The sequence below is a fragment of the Oceanirhabdus sp. W0125-5 genome (assembly GCF_027938815.1).
Lineage (GTDB): Bacteria > Bacillota > Clostridia > Clostridiales > Clostridiaceae > Oceanirhabdus.
This window is the reverse complement of record NZ_CP115913.1, coordinates 2,779,459-2,802,292: the sequence shown is the minus strand read 5'-3', so window position 1 is coordinate 2,802,292 and position 22,834 is coordinate 2,779,459. Positions and strand designations below refer to the sequence as shown.

Here is a 22,834-nt window from a genome sequence, read left to right as displayed (position 1 = left end):
TCCCCCTACTTTTTTTTATTTTTATCTTTCTTATTCATCCTTATGTACATATTCACTAGGTTAAAAGGCATTCCAATAGCTGCGATTATTATTAGGTATACCCACCATGGATTTTTCATTTTAGTTAGTATAATGCAAATATTATTTAACATATACTTATCTTTTCCTAAATATATTTATATATCCTTTATAGCAAAAACATGCATATTTTATACATTCTTCTTTATGTCTTTTCTATTTCTTTCTTTTTGAGTAAGCAAGTATTGCACCTAACGCAATAGATAACATTGCTGCCATTAATACTCTATATTGTTCAGGCAACATAAATGTAATTGTATGAGCAGGAATCCAGAAGAAAGGAACTGTTTTCAATATAACAAAGCTAACATATCCATACCAATCAACTTCCTCACATACATCCACTAAACTCACTTTGAAGATTTTATTAATCTTACCATCTCCAAGTTCAATAAAGGTATCAAGTATTCTATGTAGAGCCATAAATGTTGGTGCAAATGCTGTATTCATAAAGAAACTTGTTAAAAGTGCTATTGAAACCTTGTTAACTGAAGCATTTTCCCATGTAGGCAGCAACCCTTTTTCTGCTGCAGCTACTGTACCAGCACCAAAAATTTTAAATACAACAGCGAATGCTATACCAAAGAATCCCCAAACAATGAACTTCCAGAAAACTCCGATTGGTTTAATAAATTCACCTTTTGCAATTCTACTTGCTAGTAATTCACCCATAGTTGCAAGTATTGATACTTTAACAAAACCCATTAAATATGGATGCTGTGATGTTAATGTTTCAAAAATCTCCCTTGTTTGCGGAACCGCTAAAAATGCCCCTAATAACACTAGAACTAATGCCCATAAAAAATCCTTTAATTTCATATCCCTCAACTCCTTATAATTTTTAATCTTAAATTATGTATATATTAAACCCCTAAAAAGGATATTATAAACGGAATTGTGATCAAACAAATAATATTAGTTATAAAGATACTCTGTGATGCATAAAGAGCATTACCCTCGTATTTTTCTGCTACGATTGCAGTGGTCACTGCTGCAGGCATAGCTTCTAAGATTATGCATATATTTCTTATCTGTTCTTCAACACCTAAAATACTCATAATATAATAAAGTATCATAGGAATAAGTAACAATCTAATAAATGAGCCATAATAAATAGATAAATCAGTAAAAATTTCATAAACTTTCATTTCCGCAAGCATTGCACCAATTATTATCATAGATAGTGGGGTTGTGGTATGTCCAACTAACTCAACAGCACCGAAAATAGCCTTAGGAAGTGGAATAGAGAATCTAAATATAATAATACCTATAATTACAGCAATAAAAGATGGATTTACAATTACTTTTCTTATAGACTTTAAATCCCTCTCACCTGTAAATATACTTACACCTAATGTCCAAACCAGCAGATTAAAGGCAATATTAAATATAGCAGCATAGAAGATTCCAGTATCACCATATATGCTACCAAGTATAGGAAATCCCATAAACCCTGTATTTGAGAAAGTACCATAAAAAATCAGAACTTTCTTCTTACTCTCTTCATTCTTGATATAGAAGACTTGTCCCAATAGAAACAAAAAGATATGTATTAGAAAAGCGAAGATAAGTATTTTGGTTCCATTCTCCATAAGCTTTGAATCATATTCTCTATTAAAAGATGAGATTATCAATAGAGGCAATGTAACATTCACTAATAAACCTGATAACCCTTTATTCAACTCTCTTGTAATTATATTAGTTTTTCTGGCAATATATCCAACAATAATTATAAAAAATAAAATTAATACAGCAGTATTAATATCAACATTGTTCATAGCTTTTTCTCCAATTTTAGTAATTGTAAAAAATTTAGTAATCGTTTAAAATTAACTTCTTCTATATTCGTTTCAAAAAGTGATAGAACCACTCAAATTTTCGAAGCAAAAGATGAACTAAATTTTAAGCCGACTAATAGTTAACAATTTCGTAACATATATATTATATAATATTCTACACAAAATGACCACATGTATAGCATATTTCTTTCTAAAATTCAAGATTACCTTATATCGCTCTCTTACCTTTCTTTAGAATATCAGACTGTTTAAACAGTCTGAGGTACAGATTTTAATCATCTGTACCTCAATATTTAATCATATTTTCTTAATCTAAAGTTGGCATATCAAATACTTCTAACTCTGGATTCTGATTTGATCCTTTCACATTATTTACTTCAATATTGTACGGTAAAAATGTTCGTGCTTTTACTTGCTTTGGCACCGACACAGTATATTTTAAAAGATAAAAATTGTACTCTTCATCAGCTTGTGGTATTACGATTTTTAATGTTCTGAGTCTTATTTTTTTGTCGTTAATCTTTTCTAAGACTACTTTACCTTCGTTAATATCTAAATTTTCAGTAGTTTCAACAATAATACCATTGCCATCTTCATGACTTTCCTTAACCTCTTCTACCTCTAAATCACCAATAACAGGAGTTAAATTTCCACTGCTATCAACTCTTAACAGTTCCAATTCAACTTTGTTTATCTCTTTTGCAAGAATTAATCTAATCTTTGGCTGCTTATGGAAAACCTGGAATTCAGCAGCTAAGTGAGCATCGAACCCTCTTACAACTTTGTTACTATCCACAAATTTATTATTAATATACATACCATTATTAATTATTTGAGCATTGTTGTTTATTTTAAACTCTATGTTGTGTTCAGATTCATTATAGGACAATGTAACCTCTCTTGACTTATCTGCTTCTGGGGCAAATGCCTCAGGTAAAGGAATTGAAATAGTATAAGTTCCTGATGGTATATTTTCTACATTACACATACCTTGACTATTTGTCATCTTTTTAATTTCAATATTCCTAGACATATCAGTAAAAATCACTGGAACATTAGGGAAAGCACGTCCATTTAACTGCATTACTCTAACGTTTATTTTACCTGATTTAACAAAAAACTTATGAGTTGAACTGGTAACTTTCTCAATATTATCTAGATACTCATAATTTAAAGTATTGATTATCTCACATTCCCCATCTTCATCTTTTGATTTTATTTTAAAGTTTAATACTTTAGTTTGCTCTTTATTACTTCCAATACTACTTCCATTAACATGTACATTATTCAAATCCCAATTATTATCTGCAGTAGTTAATTCAAGAAGGTTTGAATCAAAACTCATAGAATGCTCAATATTTCTGATATTAGTCTCTATTTTTTCATCATTATTATGAGCAATGGCTTTTAAAGTAATCTGTGCTGTATCTCCAACTAAATATTGATTTCCACCTTGAGATACTATGTCTAATCCAACTTTATCTGAATCAATTAATTCTAATTTAACCTCTTCATGATAGTTCTCATAAGATAACTCTATTGTCTTAGAGATATTTCTATCCAAATTCTCGCCAATATATTTGTCATCTAGATACTTTAAAGCGATTGTGTACTTTCCAGATGGTTGATTCTCCAATATTAGTACTCCGTTTTCATCTGTATCATAATATACAGGATTCCTACCATGTTTTGTAACTTCAACTTTAACACTTCCAAATGCAGTACCATCACTATTAACTACACCAACATCTATAATTCCTGCTCTTACAGAAATAGGATACGAAAAATTAATAGTTTGATTCCCTACATCAATATTTGAGTAACCATATTTAAGTGTATTATCAACATTATAGTTACCAACTTTATTTAATCTGAATTTAAAAGTTTTTTCCTGTGCTTCTGGATTTATATCTGTGTCGAATATTACATCACTCAAGTTCCAATTAGTATCATCAATACTCTCTATAGCGCTATTATCATAGTTCATTGAGAATGATATATTTTGAATCATAGTACTTAAATTATCACTTGTTTTATGTGGTGTAGCTTGTAACCTAATAGTTGCTTCATCTCCAATTAAATATTTTGGCTCCTTATCTATATTCAGGTTTAATACAGGATTATCAAAATACTTTAAAGTAGAACTTTTTTCTACAACAGCCCCTTTAGAATCTTCAACTATTATTTTAATTGTAAATTCTTCATCATCACCTAAAATTGCATCTAAGTCACCTTTAGTTATAATAACAGTTTCAGGTTGATTGTGCTGAATATCTCCACTATCATAGGTTTTAACTAATATACCATTAACATAAACCTTACCACTTAAAGGGTCTCCATCTATGTCATCAGCTATAAAGGTAAACTGGAAGTCATCTTGAGCTTTAGATACAATTTTGTTTTCATCAAGATTTATAACTTCTAAAGTTGGTGCATGATTTGCACTTCTTGATGCCTTTATCATTGTATTTATGAAGAACTTCTCTTCTTCTATTCCATTAGGAGATGTATGTCCTGTACCTGAGTAAGTTATATTCCCCTTTGAATAAGTATAATAATAGTTTCTTCCATCATATCTCTTATTACCATTATCATTCAAAGTATACCAAGGTACTACATCCTCATCTTCTAAATTTAACTGATAATATTGGAAATGAGTCTGTGCCACTGGTAATGTGTCAGGTAATACATAAGGATATTTAGTAATTACACTATCATTTAATTTAAATGTGCTTTCATATCTATCGTAGTTATTAAAATTAACACTTTCGGCTCTTTCTAAAACTTCTGCTGTAAACCCATATGGATTATTAGAATTAGGTAGTTTGTCATGAATAATTTTCTTTCCAAATGCATCTAACTCAGTAGGATTATTTGTATCTTTATACCTACTTTGCCCTGATATATCCCTAAATTCTTTTGTTAAATTAACGCCCCATCCACTTTCTTGATTTATATTGAAAGTAAATGTATCGTGAGTAAACATAACACTTTGTTCTGTTTTTATAAAATCTTTTATTGCTTTTATAGCATTTTGATTAGTTAAATCTTCAAAACCATAAGCATCATTGAATCCAAAAATAATCATATCATAGTTACCATTTAATTTTGTCTTTATACTTCCAACATTCTTAGGGTAATACTGATTAAATTGGTTAATTGATAAATTAGTTACTTCAATATGGTAATGCTCTGTCTCTAAAAGACTCGACATATCACTGCTTATATCTAAAGTGTTTTCAGGTGGAGTTAACTGAAGTACTCTAACAATTAGTTTTTCCCCCTTATAAGCCGGATATCCTGTTTTATAAGTTTTTGCTCCTGTTTTTACATCTTCTACTTCTAATTTCCAAGGCATCATACCTGTAAAGTTATCTCGAAGTCTGTAATCCAGTGAATAACCTCTTCCATTAAGCCTAGGTTCTCCTTGCTTAACCATTTCATCTTCTCTAAAGAATCCATCACCATTTTTATCCAAATACAATTTTACATTCATTGGCATTTCATTATTACCTATAGCATTTATATTTTCTAAGTCAAATATAAAATGCATAACTTTTGACTCTTCATAGGTGGTTGAATTACTATCCTCAGAAACATAATCTTTAGGTGAATTAGCTTTAGATAATATTAAAATAGGTCTTTTATTACACTCATCATATAATTGATTTATTTGCTTCATAGTTTCAGATAATTTGTTTGTAACTACAAAGTTATCCTTATTGCCTTCATATGCTTTAAAATTAGAATATAACTTTGTTTTGTTGTTATTAAACACTCTATCTGAGAATATAGTCAATTGACCTGATTCAATAAACTCTTTTAGATCTTTAGCTTTTCTATTAGTGATATCATTTTCACTGTAATATTCTTGTCCATATAAACCTTCTCCATGTTGAACATCGTCCACTTTATCGCCAATATGGGTATATTTATTATTCTTGTTCCCTACATAAACTATGTCATATTTACCGTTTATTTTTTCAATATCACATATGAATTGATCCATAGACATTTGAACTAAATTGACAGCATTTTTATTTTCATTTGTAACTAAATCTTTAAACATACCTTTATTTAATTCAAATTTTCCTTCTGGCTGCACTTCCAATATGTTTATACTACCTAGTTTTTTATTACCAACGTTAATACTTCCTGAATTAACTTGTACAACATCTTCATAATCTGCTGGATCAATATATTTAACATTACCATTAACAAAATCATATTTCCCTGTAGAGTCCAATTTGATTTTTACAGTAAATTGTCCTTCAACTTTATATAAATTTGAATTTGGACTAACTTTTCTCATATTTACTCCAGAAATATTACCTTTTAAAGTGTATCCAGTATCTATGCTTCCATTCTTTGTTAATCCATTAGGATAATCAATCAATTCAACCCCTGCTGGGAATTTTTCTTCATAATAAACCTTCTTAAATACCAAGGTATCTTGAATAGCTTTTCCAACAGTTTCAAAGACTTTAATAAGTTTGTTCTCATTTTCTACTACGTAAAATTTTTGTCCATGAGCAATCTCTTTAGTAATACCTAGAACACTTGCTACTTCATTGTTATTCACCATAGCTCCTTCATTATTTCCAAGACCTTCAACTCTTTCAAAGTGAATTATATGAGAATTAATTTTCATTTGTGATTTGCTAATTTCTTTTGCTATTCCTATCACATATTCATGTCCTATTTCAAATCTCTTATCAGAATAACCTTCCATAAAGCTTTTACCATTATCGTTTAATGGTAAAAATTTAAATTCATAATTCTCTATTTTATTATTTACTGACTCTTCTAAGTCAAGAATATAAGGTACATTATCCCAATCTCGTCCTAGTTGTTGTTCTTTTATTCCCACATTTGCATATCCATCACTTAAAATTACCAAATGCTTCTCTCTATTTGATTCATTACTTAATAATTGATATGCTCTTCTTAGACCATCTCCTAAATTTGTTCCACTTTTATTTCTTTGGATTTTTTCTTCAATTAGTTCCGTTAGTTCGCGTTTATCTTCTCTAAATGAGATATTTTGTAATTCTGAAACAACCTCTCCTTTATAATAATACCTAACTACTCCTACCCTTATATCTTTTCCTTCTGGTAGGTTATCTATAAACGATTTAGCAGCATCTATAAGTTTTCCTTTATTCTTATCACCTTCATTATTTCCTTGGATATAACTTTTCATAGTAGCTGAAGTATTTAATAGTAAAACTATATCTAAAGGTTTTTCTATATCATATTCCATTTCATCTCCATCAATATTATATACTAATTCATATTCACTTGATGGTTCAACAGTTTTATTTGGGAAAACTCTTGTTACACTGGAAATTGCTCGTTTTTCTGTATTAACATCAATATTTAACTCGTCAAAAAACTTCTTTTCATTCATACTTTCATTTAAAATATACTCTACAGAGGATGAACTATCTTTATATATAGTACATGATTTATTAACCTTTAAACTCACTGTGAATTTAATTTCATCAGCAACATAATGAGTTCCAGCATCATTTAATTTATAATTAATATTCTTTAACTCACCTTTAATTTTTTCTCCTTCTATTGTTAACCACTCAGTGTTTTTACCCTTTGGATATTGTTCATTAAGCTGATTAATTACTTCTATAGATACTCTAGAGTCTGAGCATGGAAAAGCTTCTTCAAAATTCACCTTTCCAGTTAAATCAGCTTTAATAACTTTTGCAAACTCTTCATATATTTTTTCTATATCATCTTTGTCCAATGCATTTCTATAAATTCCATTAGCACTATTAGCTATTTGTTTATTTATGTTAGAATCTACACCATTACCAAATCCAACTACAAAAGTTTTAATTTTCCCCTTTCTATCGATTAATTCTCCAATTTTTTTTGCATACTTTAAAGAATTATTTTTAAAATCCTTTAATCCACTATTTACAATATAAGTAACATCTTCATCTTCTAAATCCTCTGTTACATAGTCAGTAGAGTCATTAGATTTTAGAAAACTAAAGTTTATCATCTCTTCACTTTTATTTTTGAAAAAACCAACTTTTTTTCCTTGATAGTAAGCATGTTTAAATGTACCATTTTTAACAGTATACGCAGTCGGCATCCCATCTGTCATTAAAATAATATATTTATCAGCACCATTATCTTCATCCAGCATATAAAAAGCGTTTCTAAGACCATCACCTATATTCGTTGCTCCTTCTGCATCAAAATCATTACTCTTAATAAACGTCATTATCTGTTTAGCATTTTTTAGTCCCAAAACTATACTGCCTTTTTCATTATATTCAACTAAGCCTATCTTAACATTCTCATACTCTTTGCTCTCAAAATTTGTAATAAAATTTTGAAGAACATTTTTAATTATACTTATTCTTCTTTTACTGTCATCTTCTGTCTCATTGCCATCTACATCCCAATTCATGCTTCCTGAAGTATCTACAACAAGCACAATTTCCTTGTTGTTAATTGATCCTTCTACTTCACTTTTTAGAATTGGTTGCGGTTGTATGGAATACTCTAATTCAAATTCTTTACCTGGATAGATTTTTTTAGAATTTCCTTTAATTGTTCTATTTATTGTAATCAGATTCTCATGATTTTTTTCTTCAGTTTCATCCTCAGAAAATATAACTGATTCCTGTTGAAACACATGCACACATTCTTTAGACCATCTACCCATATCGTGTTGATGCTTTAAAACAGTTGATTTGCTGGTTTCATACGTACCTGCTTCTATCCCTTCTGCCCTTTTAATCTTATAACTTATTTCTATCACATCAACATTACCATTATTGGGGTATTCAAATATTAATTTATTTTTATCAGGTAACTCTGTAAATACTGTATCTTCATTAGTATAAGTCCCTTTAAGGGTACCATTTTTATATAAGCTGGCACTACTAGAATTTGGTATGATTTCAACTTCCTCAGCAATTACATCTTCAATTGTATGAAATTTCAAATGGTATCCATTTGTATTTATTTTCAATGTAATTTGGAATTCTTCTGCATTGTCTACATTTATGATTTTTTCAATTATTTTTTCACATGTTATTGTACATACTTTAGATTTTGCCAAAACAGTACTAGGCATAACAAAAGTTATGTTAATCATCATAAGTAAGGCAACAAATAAACTTATTGACTTTTTAAGTAAATTTCTGTGTTTGTAAATTTTCATATTACCCCCCCATCGTATTTTGGTGTTTTTACCAATGGTATACAACCTTATATTTTGAAATGCTATTTTATAGCAAAATACGTTCCATATATATTTTAATTATTTCATCCCCAAAGAACATTGTTATAAACGTTCCTAATGCCAAGAATGGAACAAAGGGAACATAATCTCCTCTTTTAATCTTCTTTAAACCCAATAATAACAAGCATATTATTGAACCAAGGGTTACAGAGAGAAAGAAACTCAATATGAAATTAGAGATGCCTAATGTTAATGCCATACAAAGTATTACTTCCACATCCCCTCCTCCCAACCCTTGCTTTTTGTACATAATTTTGGAAAATAAATTAATTCCTCCAAAAATAATTACTCCAACCATGGCTGCAACTAAAAAACTTGATACATTTTCTTTATTTAAAAAATGAATAAAAACAAATATCCCAGATACAATTATTCCACTCCATGAAACAAGGCTATAAACATATTGGGTATTGTAATCTATAAGTGCTAAAACTATTAAGATTGAAGCAATAATCGAATATTTTACAAAGATTATAGAAAAATCATATTTAATATACAGTAATGAATATAATATCCCATTCAGCAATTCGATCAATGGATATTGGATACTGAATTTTTTACCACAACTTCGGCATCTTCCTTTTAATAATAAATAGCTAACTATTGGTATTAAATCTTTAGCTTTTAGTTTGTAATCACATACTTTACAGTGAGAACTTGGTATCAAACTCTCTTCTTCTGGAATTCTATAAATACAAACATTCATAAAACTTCCAATGCATATTCCTATTAAAAATATGAAAAATCCTATCATAGTCAAACTCCTTATACTATTGTGCTAAATGTTTCTCAACTTAATATTAAGCTTGCCACTCTTCCTCTTTACAATCTTCTTATATGAAGTAGCTACAGTGTAGTTAATCTCAAGTGAGCAGACTTTATTTAAATATTTTTCATAATCAGTCACGGGATTTCCATCATGATCTATTAACTTTATTTCGAAAACTTCCAAGTAGGACATCAGCGTTTTAGTAGCCACTTCACTTCCTCTAATAGAGTAGTCTAACTTTAGAGTGTACTCCCCATCTTTTCCCTCTAGATAAAGTTTTCCATTATAGGGGTCATCTTTATCTTTAAAATAATATTGAAATTCCATGGACGTAGTATTGCTCCCACTCTCAGCTTCAGTTATTTTTATAATTTTACTTGTCCCCATAAGTCTATCTGAAAGTTGAGTTAACCCTCTATCTATATCTTCCTGTAGATAAGTTTCTCTACCTTGAGCTTCCATTCTCATATAATTACTCATAAAAAGTGAGAAGATAACAAGTGAAGCCACTGAAAATAACCCAATTACAAGAATTAACTCAATCAAGGTAAAGCCTTTTTTATTTTTCATCATTTCATCACAACCCATTTCTCAATTGTTAAAGGTACCTCAGTATTAGTTCTAACATTATTTTTGTATACTTCCATTTTTACTGTATCTAATTTGTATCCCTGAATGTTTTTAAAAACATCCTTCAACTTCTCATAATTCATAGCAACATACTTTTTAACTAATGTATCATCATAGTAAATATTTACATTGGAACCATCTTCCACATATAAGTTTCCAAGAGTAATTATAGTTCCAGTAAAATTAAAATTACCTTCAATATAAACATCCCCTTGACAAATGATTATTCCTGAGGAATTATCATTTAACATAACCCTTGTCCCCTTGCCTTGCAAAGGACTTTCACTTTCTTTTATACTAGAAAGTACTAACTCTCCTGTATTTATATACAATCCAGTAGATAAAGAGTCAACATTCTTATTGATAGTTAATAAACTATTTGGTGTAATTTCATATTCTGTAACCTTTTCTGGAGTTTTACCATTATTTTCACGTAAGGTTTTATATTCCTGAGCACTTATATCTCCCAGATCCTTTACTTTTTTGTTGTCATCATCATCGTTAACAATCATATTCTCAAAGATATCCATATAAAATATTTTATCTTTAAGTTCCGCTTTCTTGTGTTTAATATAATAATCATTCTGTGATGAGTAGTTAGCATTTTTAGCTATGGTATCTTTAGTTTTATCTTCTAATGTAACTTCTGAAATAATAGCCCCATTATAGATACTTTCATCAGTATTTATAATTTCAATTCCTTTACCATCCTGTATAATACCATCACCTTTATAATCCTCATAGAACTTAACAAAATACTTACTTTTGTCATATAAACTAAAATCATTGAATTCTGTGTTATAACTTTGTAAATTTATTTCCTCAGTTATAAGATCATTTTTTTTACTATTTTTTATTATTACAGACACTTTTTGTCCTTCAGTAGAGTCAGAAATCTGAATAAATTCATCTAAAGCTCCATCGAATTTCCTGTTATTCACCATAACCTCTACATAACTAGCAACTTCTGGCGAAATCTCCATTTCACCTTTAGGGGTCATTGTCACAAATACATTATCTTTCCCTAATAAAAATGCTTCAACATTCTTTTGAAGTATTGGGACTTTGATGTTTATTTCGCTATCACTTTTAATTAAATTTATACTTAAAAACTTATTATTTTTTATTGAATTAAAGTAACTTGAATCAAGACTTTCCTTGTGACCTATTGAAAATGTTGAATTTTCAACTTCTGGTACATCCTCTTCAGGTAAATCTATTTTATAACTATATATACCCTCTTCTGCGTATCTATCTATTAACCTCTTGTCCATACCAAGGAAAATTTTATTTTCATATATAGTAAACCATTTTGAGTATTTATTATAATGTGTTGATAATAATAAAGGTGACAACATGGTTTTCTCTAGCTCATACTTAAACTTTAATTCCAATTCATCAATTTCTGGATTCCTTTTTAAACTACCTGTATAGGCTTTATAATTCCCCTTTATGGATATGGATTCTCCCGTCTGATAATTATATTTATCATTGCCTAAAGGGTCATATAATCCCATAATATAAGATGTTCCGGCTAAATATACTTTCCCACTTATAGTTACACTACTTCCCTCATCTCCAAGGTCTTCTGCATTGATAATTATTGAACTTGAGTTATCTATTTTGTTATCATTTGAATCTTCCCCACTTGATACACCATAATATGAGTCTCCTACTGTTAGTGTGGCTTTTTCGGAGTTAATCTCACAGTCATCAAGAACATATAATGAGCCTCTTACATCAAGTAAAGCACCTTCTGCTCCATTAGTATGAGATGAGTCTTTATTAAAAAGTACTTTCTTTGTATAAAGACTTCCATCACTTATGGTAAAATTTGCTCCCTCTGATTTATTATTTTCAGAATCATAATCAAATTTAACCCCTTCACAAGCAATAACTTTCCCACTCTTAACTTTTAGCTCACTATTATGCGAATTCATAATTATTGCTGATTTATCTTTTCCTTTAACATAAACATCACCATTCACTGTAAGTATAGTCTTTTTATTATCTGGATAAGTACCATTGCCAACTCTTAAAGTTTGGTTAACAACAAGCCCTTTGTTCCATACAGGTGATTCTGAAAAAACTGTATACTCACTTGGAAAAGATATTTTAGATCCATACTCTGGAGTGATAAACTTAAACTCTGCTGCAATACTCTTTTCTATACCTTGATCGCTGAAGGTAGATACAATATTTAATAGGAATTCATCACTAACCGTTATATTATGATCACTGACTTTTACTTCAATACTTCCACTATCACCAGCAGAATAAGTATCTCTTTCTAAATCATCAATTAATTTTGACATATTATCATTAAAAAACTTAATATATTTTTCCTTGAAAAGTTCATCTTGTTTATCATTTATATTTGCGGCTGATAATTTTCCATCCTCATTAAACAACTTAAGATTTTTAATCTCATTATTTACTTCCTCCACGTTGTAACCTGGTTTTTCCTTCATATGGAGGACTTTTTCGAGAATAACTTTATCACTTATAATAACTTCTCCAATTATTTTGTTAGTTTCGTTCAATGCATAATTGTAAGCAGAATTCACATATTCAGATGCAATTCCATATGCCTCATCTATTCCACTCTCACTATAGTATAAATTCACCCTTTTAGTAGAATAATATTTTCGATTTTTCATGCTCTGAATTGTAAGAGCACTTAAAGTTGCACCCATTATCATCAGAACTGCAAATATTGCCATAACATATATAAGAATAGATCCTCTCTTTTTTCTCATAACTCAAACCTCTTAAACTTTTTGTGTCCTTTAATTTCAATGATCTTTATAAAATCATCACTATCTTTTTTATAAACAGCAACTGTGAAATTACATACACTATCAGTTCTAATATTCTCTCCATTTTTATTACTGTAAACGTTAATATGATCTCCATATGTAATAAAGTCAGTATTACTCGCCCCATTATGTTCAAGGTACAGATTTAACCCTGCAGCTGCATCATTACTAAATATATAAAATAAATTTCCTCCTGAATTGTCCTTTATATACATATTAAGGTCTTTAACTTGTCCATCTTCATCGTATGTAATATTTTTTTCAAATACATTTTCATTATTAAAGTATACCCTTACGAAATTTCCATCTAAACTTACCTTTGGCATTAATTCTTCTTTTGCCCTTTGAAAGGGCGTACTAGCTACTCCATCATGATAAAACTGAACATGATATGAATTAACATCTTTATTTGTTATTTCAATTCCTACCTCACAGCTTGAGAAGCTCTTCCATTCATGTAAATTATGGTTATCAGCACTTATTCCTGGAGTAATAACCAGTCCTGTATTTACTTCTGGTAATGAAACCTTCACATAAAGTTCTGTATTTTTTTTATTGAATACTTTGAAGGTATTAAGATTTTCTCCAAACTTTTTTTTATCACTATTTATTATTTCAGTATATTCCTCACCAAAAAAACTATTTTCATCTTTATTCCCCAATGACTTAGCTAGATTTTGAAAATCATCTTGACCCATGTTCTTTATCTTTTCATAAACATCTTGTGCTATTATACTGCTGTTTTGTCTCTTATCAATCTCCTTATTAGCCTTCAAGGAGAAATAGATATTGTTAAATACAGCAATTGATATTATTCCAACGATGGACAATGCAAGAATAATCTCTAAAAAAGTTGATCCTTTTTTTCTTTTTTTTAATAACCATTTCATTATTCTAATTCCACCTTACCTACAACATCTGTTATTATGCATCTAGGTCTCTTTTTATCATCACTAATTACTTTAACCTTCACTGGTAGTTCTGTCTCATTTTCAATAATCAGATTTATACCATTAGTATCTTTATCTGAATTCCTATCAGTAGAATTCACCTCTATTTTGATTAAACCCTCATTGTTTGGAGTAAACATCTCGTATCCAATTCGAGGAAAACTCTTATTCCCAACAGAGTACTTAATAAAATACTTTTCTTCTTTCTCTTTAATTATAATTTTACAATTTTCATATTCCTCACTATCAAAAACAACTAAACTATCATCTTTATCATCTGAAAGCTTAACATAAATTGTTGGAATGTCAGAACTGGTTGGCTTCAACATAATATCAAGATCAGCCTTCGTAGTTAAAAAGTTCATCTCATTACTATCCTGTTCCTTTGAAACAAATGGATTATTTCTATCAGCATTAGGATAGAACTTCATATACTCCTCATTACTTGAAATAGGAAGATAATAAAACTCAAGTGCAATGTTTCCCGATAACTCAAACATCTCTCCACTAATAATATTTATATTCTTAATAACTATCTTTTTTCTAAAAGACTCAATCTCAGAAATGAATTTCATTAACTGATTAAAAGTCCCCTTATATGATAATGTAACTCCTATCTTTGAACTGCTTACATCTACCACTTTTGTCTTATTATTTTTTGATTCTTTTACTTCATTTTTTTCTTGTACTTCCTCTTCTTTATTAAAAGCTATGACTTTTTCATAAGCCTGTTCAATTGAACTCTTATCTAAGTCATTAACCTCTTCAGTAATATTTAAAGTGATCATTTCATTAGTTTTAGGAGTAATTGACATATTGTTTATTGTAATTTCTGAATTATCAATAATCTCATCCATAATTCCAATTACATCTTCTTCTTCAATGTAGTTAAATATATCAAGAGATAGTGAATTTACTTCCTTTTTAAGTTCTTCTATTAACTTAAGAATTTCTTTATCTCTATTACCCTTATGATCTAACAACTTAACTTTCTGCTCTAGCTTAACCTTTTCATCCCTTAAGTTCTGGAGTTTCTCTTGTTTAGGATTAAGAAGAAACTTAGAGTAAAGAAACATCAATATGACAGCAGAGAGAATCATAACCATAACCTTTTCTCTTTTAGTCATATTCATTATTTTCACCCTCCCTTATCTTCCCTGAAATCATAAAACTGTAATCAGTAGTTCCATCTTTTTTAACTGATACTATTGAAGGTACATACACATCTTCTAATCCTAATTCCTTAAGATTTTTTATTGTTGAAGCAACACCTTTTCTATCAACAGTCTCGCACTGTAAAGATACAACTTCTCTATTACATATAAATGATTTTACACTCACATTCTCAGGTAGCGAATTGAATATCCCTAGAATTTCTTTAGTAGTAATATTACTAGAGTTATCAATATATTCTTTTGCACAATTCACCTGTAACAGGAATTCATTGAGTGCTCTCGCCTCTTCTTCACCAGCAGTCAGGTTTTCTTCTATATTAGATAAACTTTTTGAACTAAGTAATTTATTATTCCTCTCAATACTAGCCTTTTCACTGGATATTAAAATCTCTAAATATACAATAGAGCTAATGGCAGCACCAAAAATAACTATTATTACAATTAAAAGAACTGAGACTATTCTATTCTTATTCTTCTTATCTTCAATAAAAGAATTAAAAAAGTTTAAATCGCGCATGCTACCTCCCGTTTCTAAATGAAGCTCCAATATTATTTATGAGCATTTCAATATTTTCATTTTTTAAGTCAATACCTTTAAAATTAATTTCCTTTAACTTTTTCACCTCAATATCAACCATTTCTTTAAGAATGTTTTCTATCCCCTTGAGTTTACTTCCTCCTCCATATACATAGATGATATCAACTTCATTCTTCAAAGTATTTGAGTAATAATTTAGAAGTCTTTCGATCTCTCTTCCCCACTGAAGAGTAGTATCGTAAATAATTGATGATTCTACATCTTCTTCACCTGAAAGCTTATCTAAATCTATATTTTCAATAATTTTCATCACAGCGTCTTTAGACTCTCCTCTTTCCTCATAGAAGTATCTAAAAATATCTCCAAATCCAGATTGAATCATTCTAGAGAATCTTAACTCTCTATTCTTATAACCATTAAAGGTGATACTGCTATCTCCTATGTCAACCAGTACAAAAGATCCATCTTGAATATTTAGTCCATTAATTTTATCAGCCTTCTTTATTAGCTTTGTCACTCCATTAGAGTGAATATCTAGCGCAACAGGCTTTAAACGAAGATTATTACATAGATCATAATAATTCTTAGCCATATCCTTTGGAAAAACTCCAACTCTAACAAGAAGTTTATTATCAATATTCCCAAGTTTAATATACTCAAGAACATAAGCATCATAAGATAAAGGAAGATACTGCTCCATCTGCGTTCTAATTAAGCCCTTAATATTCTTATCTTTTGTGATTGGAATCTCTATTTCTCTGGTTATGATATTAGAGCTATTAGTTGTGAAAATTGCATTTTTGCATTTTATCTTATTTTCCTTTAGCCCTCTCTCAATCTCATCTTTTATGGATATAATGTTTGTTATATTTCCATCCATGAAGGAATTCTCTGGGGTATCTAAAATGACTGCCTTCTTAATGTTAATCCCATTTTTAGAAATAGCAGCCTCAGTAATCTTTATTTTATTGTTTCCTATGTCTATACATAATTTGTTATTTATATTTAACATATTTCATTCCTCCATTGGGGGATTTGTGAAAGGGCACTTGGTTGTGCCCTTTTATTAATAATCAATTGAATAAGATTGAGCGCCTACTGTAGCTGTTATTTTTTTCTCATCATTACTAATACCTACTTTAACAGTAGTATCTGAAGTTTTACTTTCAACATCAGCTCCAAGATATGGCGCAATATCATCATCCCATTTTGAATTTTCTGCACCTTTAATAATCTCAATGTCGCTTTTTAATTCTTCTGCAGTAATCTCTCCACTGTCAATAGCCATTATTGTTGCTTCAGCAATTAATTTTGCGTTTGCTGTATTTGCTTTTATAGCTGCATTATTTTTATATGCAGAATACTTAGGAACAGCAACGGCTGCCAAAATTGCAATAATTGCAATAACAACTACAAGCTCTACAAGTGAAAATCCTTTCTTTTTCTTATTTCTCAACTCTTTAATCATAATTTTACCCCTCCATATTTTTGGTTTTATTTATATTTTTCGTGGAAAACCTCCACGGGGTTTACATTCCTCCATTTACGGCATTTGCCATATCAAACATTGGGAGCATTATTGATAGTACAATGAATCCAATAATCACTGCCATCACTATTATCATTAAAGGTTCCATCATAGCAGTCATTTTCTTTACAGCTTCTTCAACCTCTTCATCATAAAAATCTGCTGTTTTATCAAGTATCTCTTCAAGTTCACCTGATTCCTCGCCAATCTTTGACATAGCAGAAATCATAGGAGGGAACTCTTCTATCTTACCAACAACTTCTGAGAAGGAATCTCCTTTCATGAGTTGATCCTTTGCAGTAATAAGCTTGTCCCTAATATATGCATTCCCAATAATTTCGGCTACAGCTTCCATAGCATCTACTATAGGTATACCACTTTTAACCATTGATGCTATAGTTCTTGTAAATCTCGATGCTACAACCTTTCTTCTTATATTCCCTAATAAGGGTGATGAAAGCTTATTTCTATAGATTTTTATTGCAACATTCTCTTTTGTTCTTATGTATCTATATCCAAATACAATTAGTATTATGATTCCAATAATAGCCAATATATAATTTCTTAAAAAATCACTTGCACTCATTAACATTCTTGTAAGAAAGGGAAGTTCTACCCCACCATCCTCAAACATCTCAACAAACTGTGGCATTACGGCCGTAAGTAAAAAAGTTACAACAGATACGCTGACCACAAGAAGAATAATAGGATATGTCATGGCAGTTTTAACCTTGTTCATGAGTTTATTTTCTTTCTCATAATGCAATGCCATTCTAAGACAAACATCATCAAGGGTACCACTCATTTCCCCTGCTGCAATCATATTTATCAGCATTGGAGGAAATATATCACTATGTTCTCCCATTCCTTCTGAAAGTGCTGTTCCTTTTTGAATACTATCAATTAAATCACCAATAGCATCCTTTAATTTTTTATTCTCCATATTTCCTTTTATAATATCCATAGATTTAATCAAAGGTGCTCCAGCCTTTAACATGGTGTGAAGCTGCCTGCAGAATATGGATAATTCTTTGGCTTTAACTTTCGAAAACATGGAAAACTGTATCTCTTTTGATCCTTGTTCCTTTTCACTAACATCTATTGCATAACAGCCATTGTCTCTAATCATAGCCATTACTTCATTTCTATTATTAGCAGTGAAAGTCCCTTTCTTCTCTTTTCCGGACTTGTCAATGATTTTATAAACATACTGCGGCACTTATCCACCTCCTCCAGATATTTATTCTAAGAAAGCCACCTTAGCATATTCCCCTATGGTTATCTCACCTAACATTAAATATTCTAGAGCCTGTCCCTTTAAGGAAACGATACCCATTTCATCATTAAGTTTTCTTAACTCTTCAGTGGATTTTTCCTCTTGAATCATGTCTCTATGTCTATTTGTTATCTCCATAACCTCAAAAAGTCCTATCCTTCCAACATAGCCAGTGTTTCCACATTTGGAACACCCTATTGCATTATAGAACTCTAAATGATCATCATGAGTTATACCCACCATCTCCCTCTGTGCTTTTGTAGGAACGAATTTATCCTTACAATGAGGGCAAAGTTTTCTTACCAGCCTTTGTGCAATTATTCCTGAGAGTGCCGTTGAAACCAGATAAGATTCAACTCCCATATCAACTAATCTGACTACAGCAGAAGCGGCATCATTAGTATGTATTGTACTTAAAACAAAGTGCCCTGTAATTGCAGCTCTTGTAGCTATCTGTGCTGTATCTCCATCTCTGATTTCTCCTATCATCACAATATCCGGATCTTGTCTCAATATTGATCTTAAACCTGCATTAAAAGTGAGGCCAGCTTTTGTATTTATGTTTACTTGATTTATTCCCTCCATCTCATACTCAACAGGATCTTCAATGGTAACTATATTTTTATCACTATTGTTTAATTCATTTAACACAGCGTATAATGTAGTAGTTTTACCACTTCCTGTTGGTCCCGTTACTAATACGATTCCAAAAGGGCTTTTAATCATCTTCTCTATTCTTTCAAGTTGTTTTTCACTGAAACCTAAATTTCTCTTATTAACAAGATTCTTGTCTTTCTTAAGTATTCTTATTACAGCCTTTTCCCCATGTATGGTTGGTAATAAAGATACCCTCAAATCTATCTTTTCATTCCCCATATCTGTCATAATACGCCCATCTTGGGGTATCCGCTTTTCTGCTATATCAAGATTCGCCATGATTTTAATCCTTGCAATAAGTGCTGACTGTGATTCTTTTGGCATTCTTAATATCTCGTTTAATACTCCATCAATTCTATATCTTACCTTTACATGGCTGTCAAAAACTTCAATATGAATATCACTTGCTTTTGATTTTATTGCGTTAGCAAATATGGAATCAATTAATTTTACCGCTGGCGCATTCTTAATCTCCTCTAAACTCACTTCTTCATCAGTAAGGGTAATTTTTCTATCTCTTACTTCTTTGTTCAACTCTTCAGCAACTTTTTCAACATTTCTCTTTGAGTAACTCTTATCAATAGACCTTTCTATTTCATCTCTTGTTGAAATAACAGGTATAATTTCCTTACCTGACGTTATCTTCAGATCATCAATAGCAAAAAGATTTAAAGGATCCACCATAGCAACTTTCATTCTATTGCCCTCTATCTTATATGGAAAGACAATATATTTTTTTGCAATTCGCTCTGGGACTAGTTTTATAGCTTCTACATCTATATTTTCAGTATCTAAATATGCCCTATCTAACTTAAGTTGAATTTTCAATACATCTAATATTTCATCTTCACTAAGTAGATTATTGTCTATTATTAATTCCCCTAATTTCTTCTTCGTTCCTCGTTGTAATGACAATATCTCTTTTAATTGTTCATTTGTGAGTTTCCCACTCTCAACTAAAAGGTCTCCTAGTCTCTTCCTGCTTTTAAACATATAACCTCTTCTTTCATTTTTTTATATATTTTTCCTAATAAATACAATTATATACCACTTTTTATTAATGCACAATTAAAAAAACATAAAAAAGTTAACATTTTGTTCTTTTTTTGTAAAAACCATTAAATTTTTCTCTTTCTCCACACTTGCTTATATCTATCAAATTTTTCTACCAACCATTTTACTAAATAACCCAATAATTTAATTTTTACACGCATTTATTTAATTCAATATATCAATTTTCTAAAACTTATCAATTCTACTTCATTACCACCCCTTTATACTTTTTTCCGACAAGTTTAATTTACATATTTTGGTATTTTTTACCTTATAATTATTTTATCATAAATTAAGTTTTTTTAATGATTTGTAAATCAAAATACATAATAATGAATGTGACTGGTTATTATTTCTGGTTAAATGGTAATAAATCTTTCACAGCTTTCAGATTTATTTCTATGTAAAATACAAAAAAGAAGTAATGAAAAACATTACTTCTTTTCTTAAACTTTTATTTAATTTATTTTTCTTGAATAATCTATAGCTTCTTCTATAGTAGTAAAAAAGTTTTCCTCACCAATCAACTCATAAACTGAAGCTTTTTTTAATACCTTCTTTGGCTGCTCATTAATTCCAGAAATTATTATATTAATTTTATGCTTCCTGCACATTGTTATCATTCTTTTAAATGCATGTAAAGCTGTAGCATCCATTGAAGGAACATTTCTCATTCTAATAATCAAAGTTTTTGTTGTGTGTCCTAAATCACTCATGACTTCCATAAACTTATCTGCTGCTCCAAAGAAGAAAGGTCCATTAATTTCATATATCTGTACATTTTCAGAAGTTCTAAGCTTCATACTTTCTTTATTGAAATCAAACACCTCTTGTTCATCTTCTTCAGCTGCATCCATTTTAACCATATTAACATTAGATACATCAGTCATTCTTTTCATAAATAAAAATGCTGATAATATCATCCCTAATTCAATTGCTTTAACTAGATCTATAAGTACTGTTACTAAAAAAGTAACTACTAAGATTAGAATATCACTTTTAGGAGATTTAAATAATTCTTTAAACTCTCTCCATTCACTCATATTATATGCAACAATTATTAATATTGCAGATAATGCAGCTAAAGGTATCATCTTTGCCAGCGGCATGAAGATAACCATAATAAGAAGGAGTGTTACTGCATGTACCATTCCTGCTACTGGTGTTCTACCACCGTTCTTTATATTAGCTACCGTTCTTGCAATTGCTCCTGTTGCAGGAATCCCTCCAAATAAAGCAGAACCTATATTTCCTACCCCTTGAGCTACTAACTCCATGTTAGACCTATGTTTTCCACCAATCATACCATCAGAAACTACCGCTGCTAATAAAGATTCTATAGCACCAAGAAGAGCTATTGTTATTGCAGGACCTATTAGTAATGGAATTTTATTTAGATCAAAAGCAGGAAATTGTGGCATTGGTAATGATGATGAAATCTCCCCAAACTTACTACCAATAGTTGCCACCTCTAGGTTGAATACCTTAACAATTACAGAAGTAACTATAAGAGCTATAAATGCTCCAGGTATCTTCTTATTAATCTTAGGCCATAAAATTATTATCAACAAAGCTATCATTCCAATAATGGTCGTTTGTATATCTATTGTATCAATAGCTTTAAAATATGCCTCCCATTTTCCAATGAATTCAGCGGGTACTTCATTTAATGTAAGTCCAAAAAAGTCCTTAATTTGTGATGAGAAGATTACAAGCGCTATCCCACTTGTGAATCCTATAGTAATTGGATAAGGTATGAATTTAATAACCCCACCTAACTGACAAAGCCCCATAAGCACTAGAATTACTCCTGCCATGAGAGTAGCCATAATTAATCCATCAACACCATACTTTGTGACAATGCCATATACAATAACCATGAAGGCACCAGTTGGTCCTCCAATTAGAACTCGACTTCCTCCTAATAAAGAGATAAGGAATCCAGCAATAATCGCTGTGTATAATCCTTTTTCAGGAGACACACCTGAAGCAATTGCAAGGGCTATAGATAATGGTAATGCAATTATTGCAACAATAATTCCCGAGGTCACATCCTTAAAAAATTGCTCCTTTGTGTAATCTTTCAATGTAGTAAATAATTTAGGTTTTAATGTAGACATTTTGTCCCTTCTTTCTTTTAATATGTATACCATATTTATTAATGTTAAAACTTACTTTGTATTGCTTTTTACAAACCTTGTATGCATTAATATTTAATGTAATATAAACAACCATTTCCATTTTAATTGGATAGGATAAAAAAATCAACATTTATATACATAA

14 protein-coding genes are annotated in these 22,834 nt (G+C 30.1%); all 14 read right to left on the bottom strand.

The window, feature by feature from the left end; all coding sequences use genetic code 11:
- Positions 1-234: 234 nt before the first annotated feature.
- A complete protein-coding gene (locus OW730_RS12845) occupies positions 235-897 on the bottom strand; it encodes a hypothetical protein (protein ID WP_271229412.1) in 663 nt (220 codons plus the stop codon).
- A gap of 44 nt (positions 898-941) precedes the next feature.
- Positions 942-1,856: an AEC family transporter gene (locus OW730_RS12840; RefSeq protein ID WP_271229411.1), complete on the bottom strand. Its 915-nt coding sequence runs from the start codon at positions 1,854-1,856 to the stop codon at positions 942-944.
- A gap of 328 nt (positions 1,857-2,184) precedes the next feature.
- Complete coding sequence (locus tag OW730_RS12835; protein ID WP_271229410.1) at positions 2,185-9,075, bottom strand: DUF5057 domain-containing protein; 6,891 nt, start codon at positions 9,073-9,075, stop codon at positions 2,185-2,187.
- A 67-nt stretch (positions 9,076-9,142) separates the two neighbouring features.
- On the bottom strand, positions 9,143-9,910 hold the full coding sequence (locus OW730_RS12830) for a prepilin peptidase (RefSeq protein ID WP_271229409.1): 768 nt from the start codon (positions 9,908-9,910) through the stop codon (positions 9,143-9,145).
- Positions 9,911-9,934: 24 nt separating this feature from the next.
- Entirely contained in the window at positions 9,935-10,498 is a 564-nt protein-coding gene (locus OW730_RS12825) for a PulJ/GspJ family protein (RefSeq protein ID WP_271229408.1), read from the bottom strand.
- Positions 10,495-13,314 (bottom strand): DUF2572 family protein, encoded by a 2,820-nt coding sequence (locus tag OW730_RS12820; RefSeq protein WP_271229407.1) that lies wholly within the window; start codon positions 13,312-13,314, stop codon positions 10,495-10,497. Before OW730_RS12820 ends, OW730_RS12825 begins: the two co-directional genes overlap by 4 nt.
- Complete coding sequence (locus OW730_RS12815; RefSeq protein WP_271229406.1) at positions 13,311-14,264, bottom strand: type II secretion system protein; 954 nt, start codon at positions 14,262-14,264, stop codon at positions 13,311-13,313. Before OW730_RS12815 ends, OW730_RS12820 begins: the two co-directional genes overlap by 4 nt.
- Positions 14,264-15,457, bottom strand: coding sequence for a hypothetical protein (locus tag OW730_RS12810; protein ID WP_271229405.1), 1,194 nt, complete (start codon positions 15,455-15,457; stop codon positions 14,264-14,266). Before OW730_RS12810 ends, OW730_RS12815 begins: the two co-directional genes overlap by 1 nt.
- Complete coding sequence (locus OW730_RS12805; protein WP_271229404.1) at positions 15,444-16,016, bottom strand: hypothetical protein; 573 nt, start codon at positions 16,014-16,016, stop codon at positions 15,444-15,446. Before OW730_RS12805 ends, OW730_RS12810 begins: the two co-directional genes overlap by 14 nt.
- Position 16,017: 1 nt before the next feature.
- Positions 16,018-17,049, bottom strand: a complete 1,032-nt coding sequence (pilM, locus tag OW730_RS12800; protein ID WP_271229403.1) for a pilus assembly protein PilM — start codon at positions 17,047-17,049, stop codon at positions 16,018-16,020.
- Between the two features lie 54 nt (positions 17,050-17,103).
- Positions 17,104-17,505: a prepilin-type N-terminal cleavage/methylation domain-containing protein gene (locus OW730_RS12795; RefSeq protein WP_271229402.1), complete on the bottom strand. Its 402-nt coding sequence runs from the start codon at positions 17,503-17,505 to the stop codon at positions 17,104-17,106.
- A gap of 61 nt (positions 17,506-17,566) precedes the next feature.
- Positions 17,567-18,784 (bottom strand): type II secretion system F family protein, encoded by a 1,218-nt coding sequence (locus tag OW730_RS12790; RefSeq protein ID WP_271229401.1) that lies wholly within the window; start codon positions 18,782-18,784, stop codon positions 17,567-17,569.
- A 21-nt stretch (positions 18,785-18,805) separates the two neighbouring features.
- Positions 18,806-20,491, bottom strand: a complete 1,686-nt coding sequence (locus OW730_RS12785) for a GspE/PulE family protein (RefSeq protein ID WP_271229400.1) — start codon at positions 20,489-20,491, stop codon at positions 18,806-18,808.
- Between the two features lie 518 nt (positions 20,492-21,009).
- Positions 21,010-22,671 carry a SulP family inorganic anion transporter gene (locus OW730_RS12780; RefSeq protein WP_271229399.1) on the bottom strand — a complete coding sequence of 554 codons (1,662 nt, stop codon included), beginning with the start codon at positions 22,669-22,671 and terminating at the stop codon, positions 21,010-21,012.
- Positions 22,672-22,834 lie beyond the last annotated feature (163 nt).